21 protein-coding genes are annotated in these 19,816 nt (G+C 58.3%); 13 read left to right on the forward strand and 8 right to left on the reverse strand.

Annotated elements, in window-relative coordinates; genetic code table 11:
- Positions 1-3: 3 nt before the first annotated feature.
- From kdsA to ispD, 4 genes are all read left to right on the forward strand, one after another.
- Positions 4-849 (forward strand): 3-deoxy-8-phosphooctulonate synthase, encoded by an 846-nt coding sequence (kdsA, locus tag ACMGF8_RS10985; RefSeq protein WP_011059542.1) that lies wholly within the window; start codon positions 4-6, stop codon positions 847-849.
- Between the two features lie 157 nt (positions 850-1,006).
- Complete coding sequence (eno, locus tag ACMGF8_RS10990) at positions 1,007-2,296, forward strand: phosphopyruvate hydratase (protein WP_207167136.1); 1,290 nt, start codon at positions 1,007-1,009, stop codon at positions 2,294-2,296.
- A 172-nt stretch (positions 2,297-2,468) separates the two neighbouring features.
- Positions 2,469-2,747, forward strand: a complete 279-nt coding sequence (ftsB, locus tag ACMGF8_RS10995) for a cell division protein FtsB (RefSeq protein ID WP_102861382.1) — start codon at positions 2,469-2,471, stop codon at positions 2,745-2,747.
- Positions 2,744-3,451, forward strand: a complete 708-nt coding sequence (ispD, locus tag ACMGF8_RS11000) for a 2-C-methyl-D-erythritol 4-phosphate cytidylyltransferase (protein WP_102861383.1) — start codon at positions 2,744-2,746, stop codon at positions 3,449-3,451. Before ftsB ends, ispD begins: the two co-directional genes overlap by 4 nt.
- A gap of 116 nt (positions 3,452-3,567) precedes the next feature.
- Here the strand turns inward: ispD and ACMGF8_RS11005 are convergent, their stop codons facing one another.
- Entirely contained in the window at positions 3,568-4,467 is a 900-nt protein-coding gene (locus ACMGF8_RS11005) for a LysR substrate-binding domain-containing protein (protein ID WP_221809325.1), read from the reverse strand.
- Between the two features lie 104 nt (positions 4,468-4,571).
- On the opposite strand from ACMGF8_RS11005, the gene ACMGF8_RS11010 reads away from it, so the two are divergent.
- The 8 genes from ACMGF8_RS11010 to rpoS all read left to right on the forward strand — a co-directional run bounded on the left by ACMGF8_RS11010 (position 4,572) and on the right by rpoS (position 11,799).
- Complete coding sequence (locus tag ACMGF8_RS11010) at positions 4,572-5,684, forward strand: S-(hydroxymethyl)glutathione dehydrogenase/class III alcohol dehydrogenase (RefSeq protein ID WP_416759575.1); 1,113 nt, start codon at positions 4,572-4,574, stop codon at positions 5,682-5,684.
- An 87-nt stretch (positions 5,685-5,771) separates the two neighbouring features.
- Positions 5,772-6,617: an S-formylglutathione hydrolase gene (gene fghA, locus ACMGF8_RS11015; protein WP_102861386.1), complete on the forward strand. Its 846-nt coding sequence runs from the start codon at positions 5,772-5,774 to the stop codon at positions 6,615-6,617.
- A 52-nt stretch (positions 6,618-6,669) separates the two neighbouring features.
- Positions 6,670-7,143, forward strand: coding sequence for a 2-C-methyl-D-erythritol 2,4-cyclodiphosphate synthase (ispF, locus tag ACMGF8_RS11020; RefSeq protein WP_060837777.1), 474 nt, complete (start codon positions 6,670-6,672; stop codon positions 7,141-7,143).
- A complete protein-coding gene (truD, locus tag ACMGF8_RS11025; RefSeq protein WP_102861387.1) occupies positions 7,140-8,198 on the forward strand; it encodes a tRNA pseudouridine(13) synthase TruD in 1,059 nt (352 codons plus the stop codon). Before ispF ends, truD begins: the two co-directional genes overlap by 4 nt.
- On the forward strand, positions 8,186-8,935 hold the full coding sequence (gene surE, locus ACMGF8_RS11030; protein ID WP_102861388.1) for a 5'/3'-nucleotidase SurE: 750 nt from the start codon (positions 8,186-8,188) through the stop codon (positions 8,933-8,935). Before truD ends, surE begins: the two co-directional genes overlap by 13 nt.
- A 41-nt stretch (positions 8,936-8,976) precedes the next feature.
- On the forward strand, positions 8,977-9,612 hold the full coding sequence (locus ACMGF8_RS11035) for a protein-L-isoaspartate(D-aspartate) O-methyltransferase (protein WP_170001073.1): 636 nt from the start codon (positions 8,977-8,979) through the stop codon (positions 9,610-9,612).
- Between the two features lie 212 nt (positions 9,613-9,824).
- Positions 9,825-10,685 carry a peptidoglycan DD-metalloendopeptidase family protein gene (locus ACMGF8_RS11040; protein WP_102878564.1) on the forward strand — a complete coding sequence of 287 codons (861 nt, stop codon included), beginning with the start codon at positions 9,825-9,827 and terminating at the stop codon, positions 10,683-10,685.
- Positions 10,686-10,791: 106 nt separating this feature from the next.
- Positions 10,792-11,799: an RNA polymerase sigma factor RpoS gene (rpoS, locus tag ACMGF8_RS11045; protein WP_102861391.1), complete on the forward strand. Its 1,008-nt coding sequence runs from the start codon at positions 10,792-10,794 to the stop codon at positions 11,797-11,799.
- A gap of 517 nt (positions 11,800-12,316) precedes the next feature.
- On the opposite strand, the gene fdxA is transcribed toward rpoS, so the two are convergent.
- The gene (gene fdxA, locus ACMGF8_RS11050) at positions 12,317-12,640 is read right to left on the reverse strand and encodes a ferredoxin FdxA (protein WP_102861392.1); all 324 of its coding nucleotides are present in this window, start codon (positions 12,638-12,640) and stop codon (positions 12,317-12,319) included.
- A gap of 142 nt (positions 12,641-12,782) precedes the next feature.
- The gene (gene mutS, locus ACMGF8_RS11055; RefSeq protein WP_416759576.1) at positions 12,783-15,350 is read right to left on the reverse strand and encodes a DNA mismatch repair protein MutS; all 2,568 of its coding nucleotides are present in this window, start codon (positions 15,348-15,350) and stop codon (positions 12,783-12,785) included.
- 168 nt (positions 15,351-15,518) lie between these two features.
- Here mutS and ACMGF8_RS11060 point away from each other — a divergent pair, with 168 nt between their 5' ends.
- On the forward strand, positions 15,519-16,424 hold the full coding sequence (locus ACMGF8_RS11060; protein WP_416759577.1) for a hypothetical protein: 906 nt from the start codon (positions 15,519-15,521) through the stop codon (positions 16,422-16,424).
- Here ACMGF8_RS11060 and ACMGF8_RS11065 read toward each other — a convergent pair.
- From ACMGF8_RS11065 to ACMGF8_RS11085, 5 genes are read right to left on the reverse strand one after another with little or no spacing between them, the layout of a single operon-like run.
- Positions 16,411-17,397 carry a tyrosine-type recombinase/integrase gene (locus tag ACMGF8_RS11065; RefSeq protein ID WP_416759578.1) on the reverse strand — a complete coding sequence of 329 codons (987 nt, stop codon included), beginning with the start codon at positions 17,395-17,397 and terminating at the stop codon, positions 16,411-16,413. The genes ACMGF8_RS11060 and ACMGF8_RS11065 overlap by 14 nt on opposite strands.
- A gap of 11 nt (positions 17,398-17,408) precedes the next feature.
- On the reverse strand, positions 17,409-17,603 hold the full coding sequence (locus ACMGF8_RS11070) for a DUF4224 domain-containing protein (protein ID WP_065364539.1): 195 nt from the start codon (positions 17,601-17,603) through the stop codon (positions 17,409-17,411).
- Positions 17,587-17,901 (reverse strand): hypothetical protein, encoded by a 315-nt coding sequence (locus ACMGF8_RS11075; protein WP_416759579.1) that lies wholly within the window; start codon positions 17,899-17,901, stop codon positions 17,587-17,589. Before ACMGF8_RS11075 ends, ACMGF8_RS11070 begins: the two co-directional genes overlap by 17 nt.
- A gap of 52 nt (positions 17,902-17,953) precedes the next feature.
- Positions 17,954-19,135, reverse strand: a complete 1,182-nt coding sequence (locus ACMGF8_RS11080; RefSeq protein ID WP_416759580.1) for a hypothetical protein — start codon at positions 19,133-19,135, stop codon at positions 17,954-17,956.
- Entirely contained in the window at positions 19,132-19,749 is a 618-nt protein-coding gene (locus ACMGF8_RS11085) for a hypothetical protein (RefSeq protein ID WP_416759582.1), read from the reverse strand. The genes ACMGF8_RS11080 and ACMGF8_RS11085 overlap by 4 nt, the downstream gene beginning before the upstream one ends.
- Positions 19,750-19,816 lie beyond the last annotated feature (67 nt).

A 19,816-nucleotide genomic window follows, 5' to 3' on the forward strand; every position in this document is an offset into this window, starting at 1 on the left:
CTGATGGCGCAGAAGATCATCCGCGTAGGCAACATCGAGATCGCCAACGACAAGCCGATGGTGCTGTTCGGCGGCATGAACGTGCTGGAAAGCCGCGACATGGCGATGCAGGTCTGTGAAGAGTACGTACGGGTTACCGAGAAGCTCGGTATTCCCTACGTGTTCAAGGCCAGCTTCGACAAGGCCAACCGTTCGTCGGTGACTTCTTATCGTGGTCCTGGCCTGGAAGAGGGCATGCGGATTTTCGAAGACGTGAAGCAGGCCTTCGGCGTGCCGATCATCACCGATGTCCACGAGCCGGCCCAGGCCGCCGTGGTCGCCGAAGTCTGCGACATCATCCAGTTGCCGGCGTTTCTCTCGCGGCAGACCGACCTGGTGGTGGCCATGGCCAAGACCGGCGCGGTGATCAACATCAAGAAGGCCCAGTTTCTCGCGCCTCAGGAAATGAAACACATCCTGAGCAAGTGTGAAGAGGCGGGTAATGATCAGTTGATCCTCTGCGAGCGCGGTTCCAGCTTCGGTTACAACAACCTGGTGGTGGACATGCTCGGCTTCGGCATCATGAAGCAGTTCGAGTACCCGGTGTTCTTTGACGTGACCCATGCCCTGCAGATGCCGGGCGGTCGCGCCGACTCCGCTGGTGGTCGTCGGGCTCAGGTCACCGACTTGGCCAAGGCCGGCATGAGCCAGTCCTTGGCCGGCCTGTTCCTGGAAGCCCACCCGGATCCGGACAACGCCAAGTGCGACGGCCCTTGTGCTTTGCGCCTGGACAAGCTTGAGCCGTTCCTGGCTCAGCTCAAGGCTCTGGACGAGCTGGTCAAGAGTTTCCCCACGGTAGAAACCGCGTAAAACCGGCGACTTCCTCTGTAGGAGCCGGCTGGCCGGCGAAGGTGTCCTCGCGGGCCCGTTCGCCAGCCAGCCGGCTCCTACAAGAATGCAATTTGACCCACAAGTTATAAATCGAGCGGTACTCAGCGTTTTCGTCAACTTTGGAGTGTTTACAACAATGGCAAAAATCGTCGACATCAAAGGTCGTGAAGTTCTCGACTCCCGTGGCAACCCCACTGTCGAAGCGGACGTGCTTCTCGACAACGGCATCATCGGCAGTGCTTGCGCGCCGTCCGGTGCCTCCACCGGCTCGCGCGAAGCGCTGGAGCTGCGTGATGGCGACAAGAGCCGTTACCTGGGCAAGGGCGTGCTCAAGGCGGTAGCCAACATCAACGGTCCGATCCGCGACCTGTTGCTGGGTAAAGACCCGATCGACCAGAAAGCGCTGGATCACGCGATGATCGCCCTGGACGGTACCGAGAACAAAGCCTCCCTGGGCGCCAACGCCATCCTCGCCGTGTCCCTGGCCGCGGCCAAGGCTGCCGCCCAGGACCAGGACCTGCCGCTGTACGCTCACATCGCCAACCTCAACGGCACCCCAGGCGTCTACTCGATGCCGGTACCGATGATGAACATCATCAACGGTGGCGAGCACGCCGATAACAACGTCGACATCCAGGAGTTCATGGTGCAGCCGGTCGGCGCCAAGTCCTTCTCGGAAGGTCTGCGCATGGGCACCGAGATTTTCCATCACCTCAAAGCCGTGCTGAAGGCCCGTGGCCTGAACACCGCTGTGGGCGATGAAGGTGGCTTCGCCCCGAACCTGGCTTCCAACGAAGATGCGCTGAAAGTCATCTCCGAGGCCGTGGCCAATGCCGGTTACACCCTGGGCACCGACGTGACCCTGGCTCTGGACTGCGCCGCCAGCGAGTTCTACGAAGACGGCAAGTACAACCTGTCCGGCGAAGGCCAGGTGTTCACCGCCGAAGGTTTTGCTGAGTACCTCAAAGGCCTGACTCAGCGCTACCCGATCATCTCCATCGAAGACGGCCTGGACGAGTCCGACTGGGCTGGCTGGAAGATCCTCACCGACAAGATCGGCGACAAGGTGCAACTGGTCGGTGACGACCTGTTCGTGACCAACACCAAGATCCTGAAAGAAGGCATCGACAAGAAGATCGCCAACTCGATCCTGATCAAGTTCAACCAGATCGGCACCCTGACCGAAACCCTGGAAGCCATCCAGATGGCCAAGGCTGCCGGTTACACCGCCGTGATTTCGCACCGTTCCGGCGAAACCGAAGACTCGACCATCGCCGACCTGGCCGTGGGCACCTCGGCTGGCCAGATCAAGACCGGCTCCCTGTGCCGTTCCGACCGCGTATCCAAGTACAACCAATTGCTGCGTATCGAAGAGCAATTGAACGGCAAGGCCAAGTACAACGGTCGCAGCGAGTTTCGCGGCTAAGCCGTAGATGGTAAAAAGACACCGGATTGTGTCGGGAAAATCGCTACAGCGAGTTTTTTGCCACTAATCTGATGCCTTAAGAGCACAAGCCTGGTTCTTCCAGGCTTCGTGCTATCAGTAGGTCCGAAGTTGTTGGCATGGCTGTCTTTTTTCACTGGATACCCGATATTCGATGCGCAGTCCCAATTGGTTGTTCCTGGTCTTGCTCTTGCTGCTGGCTGGCTTGCAGTACCGCCTGTGGGTGGGGAGCGGCAGCTTGGCCCAGGTAGCTGACCTGACTCAGCAGATTGCCGACCAGCACGCTGAAAACGAGCGTTTGCTGGAGCGAAATCGCGTACTCGATGCGGAAGTCATGGAACTGAAGAAGGGCATGGAGACCGTTGAAGAACGGGCTCGCCACGAATTGGGCATGGTCAAGGAGGGTGAAACCCTCTACCAGTTGGCCCAATGAGCGATAGATTGCCGGCCTTCTGGGCCGTGATTCCTGCCGCGGGCGTCGGTGCTCGCATGGCCGCGGATCGTCCCAAGCAGTACCTGCAACTGGGCGGACGCACAATTCTCGAACACAGCCTCGGCTGTTTCCTCGACCATCCTGGCCTCAAGGGGCTGGTGGTCAGCCTGGCGCTGGACGATCCCTACTGGCCAACCCTGGCCTGTGCCCACGACTCGCGGATTCAGCGGGTCGAAGGCGGCGCCGAGCGTTCCGGGTCGGTACTCAATGCCTTGCTTCATCTGCATGCTCAGGGCGCGGCCGATGAGGATTGGGTTCTGGTTCACGATGCCGCACGCCCCAATCTTTCCCGAGATGACCTGGACAAGCTGCTGAGTGAATTGGCGCACGACCCGGTGGGCGGGCTGTTGGCGGTGCCGGCCCGGGACACCCTGAAGCGGATCGACAAGCACGGAAGGGTTTTGGAAACCGTGGATCGCAGCCTGATCTGGCAAGCCTACACACCGCAGATGTTCCGTCTTGGCGCGCTGCACCGCGCCTTGGCCGACAGCCTGGTGGCCGATGTGGCGATCACCGATGAGGCTTCGGCAATGGAATGGGCCGGGCAGGCGCCACGCCTGATCGAAGGCCGTTCCGACAATCTCAAGGTCACTCGCCCCGAGGATCTTGAGTGGCTGCGCCAGCGTTGGTCCAATCGGCGCTGATCGCGGGCGGGCGCTGAACCTTGTAGCCGCTGCCGCAGGCTGCGAACGACTCCGAAGGAGGCGCCGCTCCTGAAACCCCGAAGGCTCTGCGGGCCTTGCCGCAGCCTGCGGCAAGGCTACACATCACGGTATTCCGGGCGTTCGGCCAAGCCGTGCTTGAGATAGTCCACCAGCTTGCGCACTTTCGGCGACAGATGCCGTTGCTGTGGATAGAGCGCCCAGACTGCGGTGTTGGGCGGCTGGTGAGCTTCCAGCAAGGAAACCAGCGTACCGTCCTGCAGGTGCTCCAGAACGTAGTAGTCCGGCAGTTGGCAGAGTCCGACGCCTTGTAACGCCGCGTCCAGCACTGCCTGTCCGCTGTTGCAGCGCCAGTTGCCCTGCACCCTTTGCGAAAATTCGCGCCCGTCGACCTCCAACTGCCAGATATCCGAGCTGCCGATCAGGCAGTTGTGCCGGCTCAATTCCGACAGGCTGTGAGGGCGGCCATAGCGTTCCAGATAGGACGGCGATGCACATAGGTACATGCGGCGTGGTGCCAGGCGAGTGGCGACCAGGCGTGAGTCCTGCAGGCGTCCCAGGCGAATGGCCAGGTCGAGCCCCTCGTGCACCAGGTCCAGGGGACGGTTGCTCAGTTCTATGTCCACCCGCAACTGCGGATAAAGGCTCATGAAACGCGTGACCAGCGGCACGATAAAACGCTCGCCATAGGCCACTGCGCAAGTCATGCGCAGCATGCCCTTGGGCTCACTGGTCAGGTCCCCCACGGCGCGCAACGCTTCCTCGCGCCCGTCCTGCAAGCGTTGGCAATGCTGGAGAAAGGTCTGCCCGGCCTCGGTCAGGGTGACGCGGCGGGTACTGCGATACAGCAGGCGGGTCTGCAAGCGCTCTTCCAGGCGCACCACTTGGCGGCTGATATGAGATGAGGACACCCCCAGGCGTTCGGCAGCGGCAGTGAACTGGCTGCATTCGGCGACTGCGACAAATTCGTCGATGCCTTCCCAACGGTTTTCGCTCATTGATTATCCCTGCATGGCAATAATGTTTTGCTTTTGCCTGGATTATTCATCGCCTTGCGCTGTTTTACACTCACTGCCTCGTTTTTATTCGCTGGAGAGTCAGGATGATCAAGTCACGTGCTGCGGTAGCCTTCGAGGCCAAGAAGCCCCTGGAAATCGTCGAAGTGGATGTTGCCATGCCCAAGGCCGGCGAAGTGCTGTTGCGGGTTGTCGCTTCCGGCGTCTGCCACACCGACGCCTATACCCTGTCCGGTGCTGACCCGGAAGGTATCTTTCCGGCGATCCTCGGCCATGAGGGTGGTGCAGTGGTGGAAGCGGTGGGCGAGGGCGTGACCTCGGTGGCCGTGGGCGATCATGTGATTCCGCTCTACACCCCGGAATGCGGCAAGTGCAAATTCTGCCTGTCGGGCAAGACCAACCTCTGTCAGGTCATTCGCGCTACCCAGGGCAAAGGCTTGATGCCTGACGGCACCACGCGCTTTTCCTACAAGGGTCAGCCCATTTTCCACTACATGGGTACCTCGACATTCTCCGAGTACACGGTGCTGCCGGAAATCTCCGTGGCCAAGATTCCCAAGGACGCGCCTCTGGAGAAGGTCTGCCTGCTGGGTTGCGGCGTGACCACAGGCATTGGCGCGGTGATCAACACCGCCAAGGTCAAGGCCGGTGACACCGTGGCCATCTTCGGCCTGGGCGGCATTGGCCTGTCGGCGGTAATCGGTGCGGTCAAGGCCAAGGCCGGGCGCATCATCGCCATCGATATCAACCCGGCCAAGTTCGAGATCGCCAAGCAACTGGGCGCCACCGACTGCGTCAACCCCAAGGACTTCGATCGTCCGATCCAGGAGGTCATTGTCGACATGACCGACGGCGGTGTGGATTTCTCCTTCGAATGCATCGGCAATGTCCAGCTGATGCGCGCCGCGCTGGAGTGCTGCCACAAGGGCTGGGGCGAATCGGTGATCATCGGTGTGGCCGGTGCCGGTCAGGAAATATCGACCCGTCCCTTCCAGCTGGTGACTGGCCGCGTTTGGCGCGGTTCGGCATTCGGTGGCGTGCGTGGTCGCAGCGAGCTGCCAAGCTACGTGGAAATGTCCCAGACCGGCGAAATCCCGCTGGATACCTTCATTACTCACACCATGGGCCTGGAAGATATCAACAAGGCTTTCGACCTGATGCACGAAGGCAAGAGCATTCGTTCGGTCATTCATTTCTAAGAGCAGCGGCAAGCGGCAAGCCACAAGTACCAAGAGGGGCTTCCCACTTGCTGCTCGTAGCTTGCGGCTTGTGGCTGGAGGTCTGCCATGAGTCTGGAAAACCTTTCCTGCCAGAAGAGCTTCGGCGGCTGGCACAAACGCTACAAGCATCATTCTCAGGTGTTGGGCTGTGACATGGTGTTCGCCGTGTACTTGCCGCCCCAGGCGGAGCTGGGGGGCAAGTTGCCGGTGCTTTACTGGTTGTCCGGCCTGACCTGCACCGACGAGAACTTCATGCAAAAGGCCGGCGCCCAGCGCCTGGCGGCGGAACTGGGCCTGATCATCGTCGCTCCGGATACCAGCCCTCGCGGCGCTGGGGTGCCCGGTGACCCGGAGGGCGCCTGGGACTTTGGCCTGGGGGCCGGGTTCTATCTGAACGCGACACAGGAGCCCTGGGCCCAGCATTATCGGATGCATGACTATGTGGTGAACGAGCTGCCGGAGTTGGTGGAGGCGCACTTTCCCGCGTCGCAGAAACGTGGGATCAGCGGCCACTCCATGGGTGGTCACGGGGCGTTGGTCTGTGCGTTGCGTAATCCCGGTCGCTATCAGTCGGTTTCGGCGTTCGCTCCTATCAGTAATCCCATGGATTGTCCTTGGGGGCAGAAAGCGTTTTCCCGGTATCTGGGGGAAGAGCGCTCACGCTGGCGCGAGTGGGATGCCAGCGTATTGATCGCCGAGGCCACGGAGAAGCTGCCGTTGCTAGTGGATCAGGGGGATCGCGACGATTTCCTTGCCGGCCAGCTCAAGCCTGAAGTTCTGCAGCAAGCGGCAAAGAATGCCGGGCATGAGCTGACGCTGCGCATGCAGCCCGGTTATGACCACAGCTACTTCTTTATCGCCAGCTTTATAGACGATCACTTGCAGCACCATGCACGTGCTCTTAACGCCTAATACCCGCCAAAGCAGGTAGAATCACGCCCTGACTTTTTCGGGGCGTTTTTTTATGCGTATTGGCCACGGCTACGATGTGCACCGTTTCGCTGAGGGCGACTTCATTACTTTGGGTGGTGTGCGTATCGCCCATCATTGCGGCTTGCTCGCCCACTCCGACGGTGATGTGTTGTTGCACGCACTCAGTGATGCCCTGCTGGGCGCCGCGGCGCTGGGGGATATCGGCAAGCATTTTCCGGACACCGATCCGCAGTTCAAAGGTGCCGACAGCCGCGTCCTGCTGCGTCATGTTGTCGCGCTGATCCATGCCAAAGGCTGGAAGGTCGGCAACGTCGACAACACCATCGTCGCCCAGGCCCCAAAAATGGCGCCTCATATTGAAACCATGCGGGCCTTGATTGCCGAGGACCTGCAAGTCGAACTGGATCAAGTGAACGTGAAGGCCACCACCACTGAAAAACTCGGTTTCGTCGGTCGCGAGGAAGGTATCGCGGTGCACTCCGTGGCCTTGTTGCTGCGCCCATGAATGAACTGCAACTGTTGGGCCCGCGGGCCTATGGTGATGCCCTGGGCAGCGCGGTGCTCAAGGCTACTGCCGAAGATTTCCAGGTCGATGAAGTGCTCGATATCCCGCTGAGCGGTGAAGGCGAGCACCTGTGGCTGTGGGTGGAAAAGCGTGGCTTGAACACCGAAGAGGCCGCGCGGCGGATTGCCAAGGCCGCCGGAGTGTCGTTGCGCACCGTGAGCTACGCCGGGCTCAAGGATCGCCAGGCGCTGACTCGCCAATGGTTCAGTGTGCAACTGCCGGGCAAGGCTGATCCGGATCTTGGCGCGGCGGAAAACCACACCCTGAAAATCCTCAAGGCCACCCGCCACAAGCGCAAGCTACAGCGTGGAGCCCATGCGGCCAACGGTTTTACCCTGCGTCTCACAGAGCTTACGGCGGACCATTCGGCCATTGATGAGCGTTTGCAGCAGATTGCCCAGTTTGGGATTCCCAACTATTTCGGCGCCCAGCGTTTTGGCCACGACGGCGGCAATCTAGTGGATGCCCGCGGCTGGGCCGCGCGCCAGGCACTGCCAGAGCAGCGCAATGTGCGTTCGCGGTTGTTGTCTACGGCCCGCAGCTACTTGTTCAACCAGGTGCTGGCAGCACGGGTGGCGGACGGCAGCTGGCAGCAGGCGCAGATAGGTGACCTGCTGGCGTTTACCGACAGTCGCAGCTTTTTCATGGCCGGGCCTGATGAATGCTCGGATCCACGCCTGGCGATTCTCGACCTGCACCCCACCGGGCCGCTGTGGGGGGAGGGTGTTTCTCCGGCGGGCGGTGTATCCCATGAGCTTGAGCAACAGATTGCCGACCGTGAGGCGGCACTGTGCGATTGGCTGATTAAAGCCGGCATGAGCCACGAACGACGCATCCTGCGGCTGCCCATTGGCGGTTTGACGTGGCATTATCCCGAGCCTGACATTCTGCAACTGGAATTCGTCCTGCCGGCCGGGTGTTTCGCCACCGCATTGGTGCGTGAACTCGTCGATCTGGTGCCGGTGGGGCAGACGGACAGCTCATGCGTATTCTGATTTCTAACGATGATGGGGTAACTGCACCCGGTATCGCCGCGCTGCATGCTGCGTTGGCGGATTACGCCGAGTGTGTGGTTATCGCACCGGATCAAGACAAAAGCGGCGCCAGCAGTTCGCTGACGCTCGACCGTCCGTTGCATCCGCATACCCTCGGCAATGGCTTCATCAGTATCAATGGCACACCGACCGACTGTGTTCACCTGGGGCTTAACGGCCTGTTGGAGCATGAGCCGGACATGGTGGTGTCGGGAATCAACCTGGGGGCCAACCTCGGTGATGACGTGCTGTATTCCGGAACGGTCGCCGCTGCGCTTGAAGGACGTTTCCTGCAGCGCCCGGCGATTGCCTTTTCGCTGGTGTCGAGGCAGGTAGAAAACCTCGCCACGGCTGCCCATTTCGCGCGCAAGCTGGTACAGGCTCAGGGCTTGCTGGATTTGCCACCACGGACGGTGTTGAACGTGAATATTCCCAATCTGCCGCTTGATCATATCCGTGGCATACAGCTGACCCGCCTGGGCCATCGCGCGCGCGCAGCGGCGCCCATGAAGGTCGTCGATCCCCGTGGCAAGTCGGGTTACTGGATTGCCGCCGCAGGGGACGCTGAAGATGGCGGTCCAGGTACTGACTTCCATGCTGTCATGCAAGGTTATGTGTCGATCACGCCGTTACAGCTCGATCGCACCTTCAATGAGGCGTTCAGGAGTCTGGATGGTTGGTTGGAGGGGCTGCGCTGATGGCTCGTGAGCAGGACGATTTGCTACGACGGGGAATAGGCATGACTTCCCAGCGAACCCGCGAGCGCCTGATCCAACGGCTTTACGATGAGGGCCTGTCCAATCCCCAGGTATTGGAAGTCATTCGTCGTACACCACGGCATCTGTTCGTTGATGAGGCTCTAGCGCACCGTGCCTATGAAGACACAGCGCTGCCCATCGGCCATAACCAGACGATCTCCCAGCCTTATATGGTGGCTCGCATGAGCGAGTTGCTGTTGGCGGCAGGTCCGCTGGACAAAGTGCTGGAGATCGGTACCGGTTCCGGCTACCAGACGGCAGTACTGTCGCAGTTGGTTGAGCGGGTGTTTTCGGTGGAGCGGATCAAGGTCCTGCAGGATCGGGCCAAGGAGCGTCTGCAGGAATTGAACCTGCGTAATGTGGTGTTCCGCTGGGGCGATGGTTGGGAGGGCTGGCCAGCGTTGGCGCCTTACAACGGCATCATCGTCACCGCCGTGGCTACCGATATTCCGCAGGCACTGCTTGATCAACTGGCGCCTGGTGGGCGCCTGGTCATTCCAGTGGGAGCCGGAGAAGTACAGCAGTTGATGCTGATCATTCGTGAAGAACATGGCTTTGCCCGACATGTCCTGGGGGCGGTGCGGTTTGTGCCGTTGCTCAATGGGCCACTGGCCTGAGCATTTATCGCCGCGTGGGTGAATTCTGTTTGCCGGGTTGTGTCTTAGTGCCGTGTTGATCGGCAATGAGTAGGACGGCGATCAATGGCAACCTCTTGTGACTGTGTGTTGCGCTTTGCCAGCCGTAAAGCGCCGGCCTCCAGTTATACTTGCGTCATTTCATGCCTGAGCCAGGCAATTAATATCGTCAACCACCATAAAGGGAGCGGCGGGTGAGTCTCACAGTCATTGCGCAGCGTATGGGTATAACAAGCTTTCAGCGACTGATGATTGGCCTTGTCTTGAGTTCCTTGTTGGTCGGTTGCTCCAGCACCAAGTCCAGCAGTGTGGGTGTGGTTGAACGCAGTAATAATGCGGCGCCTCAGCGTCCAACTGTGACCACCGGACAATATGTAGTACGTCGCGGGGATACGCTGTTCTCCATCGCGTTTCGCTACGGCTGGGATTACAAGGCGTTGGCTGCTCGTAACAATATTGCCGAGCCCTATACCATCCATCCTGGGCAAACCATTCGTTTTGATGGTCGCACGGGTGTTGCGCCGACAACTGTGGTTACCAGCACCCAGTCTGGTGCATCGTCCTCCAGCAAGACCACGGTTATTCGTCGTCCGGCGGGGGCAACGACAGCCACCGCAACGGGCACTTCTACAGCTACTGCAAGCAAGCCGGCGCCCGCTCCGGTTACGCCTGCAGGCCCCGCTCCGACGGGCTGGGGCTGGCCTTCCAACGGTGTTCTGATTGGAAAATTCTCTTCAAACGGTAGTTTGAATAAAGGCATTGATATCGCCGGGGATTTGGGACAGCCTGTTTTAGCTGCGTCTGATGGGACGGTGGTTTACGCCGGGAGTGGCTTAAGGGGCTACGGCGAATTAGTCATCATCAAACACAACGAAACCTACGTCAGTGCTTACGGCCACAACCGCAAGCTATTGGTTCGGGAGGGACAGCAGGTCAAAGTCGGACAGACAATTGCCGAGATGGGATCAACTGGTACAGACCGGGTGAAACTGCACTTTGAGATTCGCCGACAAGGTAAACCTGTAGATCCGCTGCAATTCCTGCCACGTCGTTGATCCGTTACCAGCCTGTTCCGCTCACGTAGAGGGAACAGGCTCCAGCGTTGCCAAGGATTAAGGCGACGCTTGAGCCTGAGGTCGAACTCACCAAAGGACTATAACAATGGCTCTCAGTAAAGAAGTGCCGGAGTTTGACATCGACGATGAAGTTCTCCTTATGGAGAGCAGCATCGATATGGATTCGATGTCGAATAATGAGGGGGCAACTCCACCTTCCGTTCGCGCCAAATCCAAAAGCTCCGCTTCAGTTAAGCAACACAAGTACATTGATTACACGCGTGCCCTCGATGCAACGCAGTTGTACCTCAATGAAATCGGCTTTTCTCCATTGCTCTCTCCTGAAGAGGAAGTGCACTTTGCGCGTTTGTCGCAGAGTGGCGACCCCGCCGGGCGCAAGCGCATGATTGAAAGTAACTTGCGACTGGTGGTGAAAATTGCCCGGCGCTATGTCAATCGTGGATTGTCGCTGCTGGACCTGATCGAAGAGGGTAATCTCGGCCTGATCCGGGCAGTGGAGAAGTTCGACCCGGAACGCGGCTTCCGCTTTTCGACCTACGCCACCTGGTGGATTCGCCAGACCATCGAACGGGCGATCATGAATCAAACCCGGACCATTCGGTTGCCGATTCATGTGGTCAAAGAGCTTAACGTCTACTTGCGCGCCGCCCGTGAGTTGACGCAAAAACTCGATCATGAACCCTCTCCCGAAGAAATCGCCAACCTGCTGGAGAAGCCGGTGGCTGAAGTCAAACGCATGCTCGGTCTGAATGAGCGGGTTTCTTCGGTTGATGTCTCGCTGGGACCGGATTCGGATAAAACCCTGCTGGATACCTTGACTGACGATCGTCCAACGGATCCTTGTGAACTGTTGCAGGACGATGATCTGTCGCAAAGCATCGATCAATGGCTGTCCGAATTGACTGAAAAGCAGCGTGAAGTGGTGGTTCGCCGCTTTGGCCTGCGAGGTCATGAGAGCAGCACTCTTGAAGATGTTGGCCTGGAGATTGGCCTGACCCGTGAGCGGGTTCGACAAATCCAGGTTGAAGGCCTCAAACGCCTGCGAGAGATCCTTGAAAAGAATGGGTTGTCCAGTGAGTCTCTATTTCAGTAGCTTCTGGAACTGACTCGCAAGAGCCCCGATCTATTCGGGGCTTTTTATTGCTTGATTATTTTGATTCTGAGCTTTGGGATTCTGGTCAGGGTTGGGATTACTCTTCACTGGCGTGTAAGCAATAGATTACGTTTTCGTAAGTGTTCGGTTCTCGATTGCTTCAGACTTGCCTGAAATGTTTTAAGTGATTTTTTATGTTGTTGATTTATAAGTATTTTTTAAGTCTTTCTGTTTGTGTTCGACAAGTTTTCCGGGGAATAGTGCGATTGCTCTTACCAGGGAATTCTCTAATATCAGCCCTGTGTCGACGGATAGACACAGCCATCAAGGATGATGGTCAGGACATCGCAGGAAGCGATTCATCAGGACGATGAAAAGGAACACAGGGACTAGGGAAAAATGTGGGCGGGTCATACCGCCCCTTTTTTTTGCCTGTCGAAAAGTCCGGAGGACAAGAGCCCTATTCCCAGAAATGCAAAAAGGCCCGCAAGGGGCCTTTTCAGGAACGCGGGGGCAATCAGCGTTCGAGGTCTTTGATCTTGCCTTTGACGCCATCCCACTCTGCGGCATCCGGCAACGATTCTTTCTTTTCAGTGATATTCGGCCAGATCTCTGCCAGCTCGACGTTCAGCTGAATGAACTCCTGCATCTCCTCCGGGACTTCATCCTCGGAGAAAATGGCTACAGCCGGGCATTCAGGCTCGCACAGCGCGCAGTCAATGCACTCATCCGGGTGAATCACCAGGAAGTTCGGCCCTTCGTAAAAGCAGTCCACCGGACAGACTTCTACGCAGTCGGTGTACTTGCACTTGATGCAGTTGTCGGTGACGACGAAGGTCATTTCTAATTCTCTCCTCAGGCGGCGGCAGCGGAGCCCCTACATGACGGGGTCGCCAGGTTTGGGAGCGATAGTCTGCGAACCAGGCTAATAGTCCGCAGCATCCCAAACCGCGCGAGATTCTAACAGCTTGAAGGCGTTCGCGTTAGATGCGTGTCTTCAATGTATAGAGCATTTCCAGTGCCCGGCGTGGCGTCAGGTCATCCAGATCCAGTTTGGCCAGTTCCTCGAGGACTGGGTGCGGCAGGCTGGCAAACAGGTCGCTTTGCTGCGGAACCGAGGCTTTGCCTGGCGCGGGTAGTGGCTTTTCATGAGGCAGGCTGGTGGTCTCCAGGCGGCTCAAATGTTCACGGGCTCGCCCGATGACGGCGCTGGGAACCCCCGCCAGCTGGGCTACCGCCAGGCCATAGCTCTGGCTGGCAGGGCCGGGCAATACATGGTGCAGGAAGACGATGCGCTCGTTGTGCTCAGTGGCATTGAGGTGCACGTTGGCCACCAGCGGCTCGCTTTCCGGCAGTACGGTCAGTTCAAAATAGTGGGTGGCGAACAGGGTGTAGGCCCGCAGATGGGCGAGACGTTCTGCCGCAGCCCAGGCCAGGGAAAGTCCGTCGAAAGTACTGGTGCCGCGGCCCACTTCGTCCATCAGCACCAGGCTGCGTTCAGTGGCGTTGTGCAGGATGTTCGCGGTTTCACTCATTTCCACCATGAAGGTCGAGCGACCGCCGGCCAGGTCGTCGCTAGAGCCGATCCGAGTAAAGATCCGATCCACCAGGGACAGCTCGCAGCTCGCCGCCGGGACAAAACTGCCGATATGGGCCAGCAGTACGATCAGCGCAGTCTGGCGCATGTAGGTGGATTTACCGCCCATGTTAGGACCGGTGATCACCAGCATCCGGGTGTTGTCGTCCAGATTCAGGTCGTTGGCCACAAAAGGTGTGGTCAATACTTGCTCCACCACCGGGTGACGGCCCTGGGTGATGCGCATGCAAGGCTCGCTGACAAAACGCGGGCAATTGAGGTCCAGGTTCAGCGCGCGTTCGGCCAGATTGCTCAGCACGTCCAGTTCCGCCAGGGCACCGGCGGTATCCTGCAGCGGCGGCAGATGGCTGATCAGGGTTTCCAGCAGCGCATCGTAGAGCATCTTTTCCCGGGCCAGGGCGCGGCTCTTGGCCGACAGCGCCTTGTCTTCAAACTCCTTGAGTTCCGGAGTGATGAAGCGCTCGGCGCCCTTCAGGGTCTGGCGACGAATGTAATCCGCCGGTGCCTGCTCGGCCTGTTTGCTCGGCAGCTCGATGAAGTAGCCATGAATGCGGTTATAGCCGACTTTGAGGTTGGCCAGGCCGGTACGGGCTTTTTCCCGGGCTTCCAGATCGATCAGGAATTGCCCGGCGTTCTCGCTCAACGATTGCAGTTCGTCGAGCTCGGCGTCGTAGCCGGTCTTGAGCACGCCGCCGTCGCGGATCACCGCCGGCGGGTTGTCTATGATCGCTTTGGCCAGCAACGCGGCCAGTTCCGGGTAGGTGCTGGTGGTGACTGCCAATTGCTTGAGGTGCTCTGCCTCCAGTTCGGTCATCGCCTCTTGCAGCTCTGGCAAGGCTGCCAGGGCATCACGCAGGCGGGCCAGGTCCCGCGGGCGGGCGTTACGCAAGCCGATTCGCGCGAGAATCCGCTCGATATCGCCGATTTCCTTCAACTGCGGCTGCAGCCGTTCGAAACGGTAGCCGTCCAGCAGGCAGGTGATCGAGGACTGACGCGCCTGCAAGACCTTGAGATCCCGCAGCGGGCGGTTCAGCCAGCGGGTCAGCAGGCGGCTGCCCATGGCGGTCTGGCAGCGATCGACTACCGATTGCAGGGTGTTGTCGCGTCCACCGGCCAGGTTGGTGTCCAGCTCCAGGTTGCGGCGACTGGCACCGTCCAGCACCACCGTGTCGTCCAGGCGTTCGTGCCGCAGGCTGCGCAAGTGGGGCAGGGCGGTGCGCTGGGTTTCCTTGGCGTAGCTCAACAGGCATCCGGCGGCGCCGATGGCCAGGGTCAGGGTCTCGCAACCAAAGCCCTTGAGGTCTTGGGTGGAGAATTGCTGGCAGAGGCTCTTGTGGGCCGAGTCGCGCTCGAAGTCCCAGGGGGCACGACGTCGAACACCCCGGCGCTTTTCCGCCGGCAGGCCTTGTGGCCAGTCATCAGGGATCAGCAGCTCCACTGGATTGATGCGTTCCAGCTCCGCCAGCAAGTTCTCCCAACCCTTGATTTCCAGGACACTGAAATTGCCGCTGGTGATGTCCAGCACCGCCAGGCCGAACAAGCGCTCATCACCCAGTACGGCCGCGATCAGGTTGTCGCGGCGCTCATCCAGCAGGGCTTCGTCGCTGACGGTGCCCGGGGTAATGATGCGCACCACCTGACGTTCCACGGGGCCTTTGCTGGTGGCCGGATCACCCACTTGCTCGCAGATGACCACCGACTCGCCGAGCTTCACCAGCTTGGCCAGGTAACCTTCGGCGGCGTGGTAGGGAATGCCACACATGGGAATCGCCTGTCCCGCCGACTGTCCGCGTGCCGTCAGGGTGATGTCCAGCAGCTTGGCGGCCTTCTTCGCGTCTTCATAGAAGATCTCGTAGAAGTCGCCCATGCGGTAGAACATCAGTTGATCAGGGTGCTGGTTCTTGAGGCGCCAGTACTGCTGCATCATCGGCGTGTGGCTTGAAAGGTCCGTCATTAGTAGGATTCAGCTCTTTGTGTCTATTTGACAAAGGTAAATTGTCTAATATTACAGCTAACCGTCGTGATTTTGCGATCAGTGCTTTCGTGAGCTGCGTGTATCGGGTGAGCGGACAGTGATAGCATTATGCTTCGTGTAAATAGCCTAACGGAGCAATGGGGAAAGATGGAATTTGAAGATAGCGAAAGTCTTAAGGGTGAAAAAAAGCTTAGTGATAAGGTGAACGCGGTTCTAGTAGGTGGAAAAGGATTTGTTTCGCTAGCTAATATTCGTGATGTTGCCCTGCTTCTACTGTTTTTTGTTATTGCCTATCGGCTTGCTGTTTCAGAAATATCCATTGATTTTAGTGGTTTTAATTTTACGGATCTACTTAGCTTGATTCTGGCTATTTCGGCTATCGTGCTTTCCGCAGCGTTTTATTTTAAGGCGGATGAGTCTTCGAAGAATTTTTATAATAACTCATATGGATTTACAAAGAATATTTCCGAGCTCTTAGGGCGTATTGAGGAGCGATTTGGGGCTCAGTTGCTGAGCATTAATCAAGGTTATGATGTTTTAAATAAAAGATTCGATAGTATTCCTTTTGATGCTACGGCTCTGAAGGAGGAGCAGCGAAAAGAGGCTGATACACTCAAAAAGAGTGAGGAGGAGTATCAAAAAATAATTGAGGATTTAATGGTTAAGGCTCAGCTAGATGAAAAGCAGATGGCTGATATGAGGGCCAGTATGGCTAGCCTAGCTGCTGAGGTTGATCGCTCAAAGGGGGAGTTGCTAAAGCATAGTGTATCGTTAGAAAGCTATGCTGGGCAGGAAGGTTTTGATGGGTTTGGTTTTTTGAGTGAAGATCTATATATGAACTTGTCTTCACTTGTGCGCAGGTCATTTAATGGTGGTTTTGTTGGTGCAGGTTTAAAAACGATTTCCGAGCATTTTAGTAAATTGGTAATGGATGGTGAAGTTAGTCCGCGAATTGTATCGCAACTGAGGGAGGCAGGTCTTTATGGTAGAGGCTCTCTTTCAATTAGTGGAGCTAGGACGATTCAGAAAATGATTAACGCTATTTTTCAGTAACCCGTGGCTTAGGCATTGTCGGCGGCTCTGCCACGTCAATTCTGCGTAGTCGCAGGTAGCGGGCGGTCATCTTGGCGTCGGTGTGTCCGCCCAGCTTTTGTGCGTCGTTGCCCTGGTCGTCGGTGTCGGTCAGTGACTTGGCGCGCAGGTCATGAATGGTTGCGTCGGCAACCTCGGCCCGCTTGCATGCAAGCGCGAAGGCGTCTTTTACCGAGCTGTAATGTACCGGTTTGCCGCCGCGAGGTGAGCAGAACAGGGTCAAGCCGCGGATCTTCCGTGGCAGGGCCTTAATCCTGCTGATCAGTTCTTCCAGATCTGGAGTCATGCGGACGACAAGGCGAGCACCGGTTTTCTCTTGAGTGAAAGCAATTCCTTCGGTTGTAATATCCGCCAGCCGTATCGATAGAACGTCGCCGATACGTTGCCCGGTCAGGTAGCACATCTCATAAATCACCCTCATGTTATCGCTCGACTTACCGCAGATCGCGGCAAACTCGGCGTGGGTGATGTACCTGTCGCGCTGCTTTTCGGGGTGTCGGCGGATGCCGGTGCAAGGATTGAAGTCAACCATCTGCTGTTCCAGGGCGTAGCTGAATATACTTCTCAGAACAGATATCACCCGGTTGGACATGTTCGGAGTGTCCGCCATGTGCATCTTGAGTTTCGCGACGTGCCTGGGCATTACGTCGCGAGGCTCGAACTCCGCAAAGGCTTCTTTCAGCCTTACGGCTGCGGCCTGGTATTGAACAATGGTGTTTGGCTTGAGCTTCTTCGACATATGCTCTAAAGCGTCATCGATCAGCTTGCCCATACCGCCTTGGCTGCCGCTATCGATGATCTTCGCATACTCTGCCAGAGCCGCCTGGAAGTCACTTCCCAGGCGTTTCCATTTGCCTTTGCGCACCAGATAGTAAGCCCCATGCTTTTCGTACATGCATGCAGGCAGGTGCCGATCTTTCTTGCGAGGACGCATCTGTTCTCACCTCACCCCAGCCGAAGCTCCGGCTCCTTCCTTGATTGAACCCCACCCATCCTGCCGATCACAACCTGCCGCAGGACTTTCGGGTGACCATCTCCACCAACTGCAAAACCGTATTTGTGGGCTGTCAGCCATCTGATCTGGGCGCCGTAGCGCTTGTAGCCCGTCAGTTCGGCCACTTCTTCAGGTGTCAGAAACATATCCACCTCTATCGCTCGGACTCATCGTTGAGGCGCAGACCTGTTGAGTGAACGTCTCGCCTTTCTTGCGGCTGACGGTGAGGTATCGGCGCTGGCCCTGGCGCATTTGCTGGATCTTCTCTGGATCAGCCCAGCCAACGAGTGGCGCGATTGGGCGCGCAGGGTTCTGGCGGGTCACCAGCTTCTCCAGCTCGGCCAGGACGTCCTTGAGGTCAAGCGTCGAGATCGTCATTACCTTGTCGCCCTGGTTTATCGCACGGTGCAGACAGGCTTTCGCGTAAGTGATCGCTGAGTTCATGGCCTTGGCCCCGTGTAGATGTTCCATGTGAGGTAGAGCAGTGCGGGGAGGATCATGGCTGCACCTCCTTGGCCATGGCTGCATCAACAGCCTCGTCAAGAGTTTCCTCGTTGAGAACCATGTTCTGAGGGGTCAAGCCGGCGAATACGCCGCCATGGCTGATGGTTTCGAGGTCGCGGGAGCGTAGCCACTGATACCGCTCGGCATCCTTGAGCAGCTCGTTGGCCAGGTGCCATGGCGTCCAGTAGCCGTCGTCCATCGGTGTCGCGAGCGGCTGCTGGGGACCGTTCCAGCGCAGGCCGTAGCGGGGTAATCCATTGCCTTCCGGCGGGCGAGGGGGAACTGCCGGGCGCAACCCCCGCAGTTGCTCAAGCTGTGCGAGTAGCGCCAGAAAGTTTTCGCCCGTCGCAATACGCAGCGTTTCGTTCTCTGGCGTTGTTTCGTACTCGTAGTGCCGCTGCGCAGCCTCGACTACCAGGCGAGCGGACAAGCCGATGCTGAATCGTCCGGCGCCCACCAGTGCAGGTTTTTCCAGCTTGGGCCATTGATCGGAAGCCAGTACGGGCTGCTCGGCTGGGTGGGTGTATAGAACACGGCGTTCGTAACTTGGGTTGTCGCCAACGCTGTCATAAGCAGCCTTGTCGGCATCGCGCCAGTTGGTAGCGAGGACATTGTTTCGCAGTTGGTAAACCGGCGCGCTCTGCTCGACTTCTACAGGCTTGCCATCGGTCATCGCGCCGCAGTCACAAGCGTCCGTGCTGGTCGATCCTGGCTGTACATTTGCGCAGGTGTGTTTGTGCGCCAGCACCATCCGGACTTGCGGGTATGCAGCCGCGCGTTCCGGAACATCAACTGTGGGCTGAAACAGCGGGTCGGCGCCGATGAACACTTCGTCGGGTACGTTCTCCCACTCGGCGCGAATGACGTCGAATTCGCCTCCGTGCCAGAGCCGCAGGAAGATCAAGCCGTCGTCGTCCTTTAGGGCGAATTCGATTGCTGCGACGGCAGCGTCGTTTTCAAGGGGCAGATCTGCGCACAAGCCCTGATCGTGAATTACCGTGAGGTCGGCTTCTGCTTGGGCAAACCAGTCGGCGGCGCTCGGGTTGTCCTCTTTCAGAATCAGAACACCTTCGGCGAGTAGCCACGCGAAACGGTCCAGATTTCTCCGGAGTGCATTCAGTTCGTCAGTAGGGGCAATTTGCGGAGTAGTGGTCGCTGGAGGCTGGTTAGTCATGCCGCGTACTCCTGGCCAAGTGTGCCGGCTTCACGCTGCTGGTGCAGTTCGTAGGCTTCCCTCAGTGCTTCGCGTACATGCGGATAGCCCTCGGTGTCTGCCTCATGCGGGAAGGTGATGGTGCTGTTCTCAAGGCTGCCCCAGAGGTCGCCGTGGGTGTTGAGCCATTCAATGAGCTGGGTGTCCAGCGATTCGCCGTTATGCGCGGTAGCCGCGGTGACGGTGTGGAAGACCCGATACGCCAGGGCGCGGGCTTGGGCGGCCAGGGCATCTGCTTTGGCCTGGACGGGGGCAGTCCCTGGGATCGCCTTGTAGGTCGAAGCAGCAAGGCTGAGGGCCTGGGCGATGCTGATCAGGGTCTGGTGGTCTTCCAGGGTGAAGGGTTGCGCCTTGAGCTGGCGCTGGCGGGTGTTGTGGTCGGCGAGTTGCTGTTTCAGTTCCTCGCGGGCCTCGACAGCTCGGGCCAGATCGTTGTTCAGGGCATAGATCCGGTCGCGGTCCTCTGCTGTGGCACGTGCCAAGGCGCGCAGGAACGCCCTGCGGATGAAGTAGGTAAGTAAGGCCAGCCCAACCAGTTGGCCTATGGCGATGATGATCAGGTGTTGAGTTTGCATGTGCTGTGATCCTCGTTAGAGCCCGCCGCCGGATGTGTAACGTGGTGAGAGGACGGCGGCGGGGTGT

This window comes from Pseudomonas sp. BNK-7 (assembly GCF_048072025.1).
Taxonomy (GTDB): Bacteria; Pseudomonadota; Gammaproteobacteria; order Pseudomonadales; family Pseudomonadaceae; genus Aquipseudomonas; species Aquipseudomonas danubii.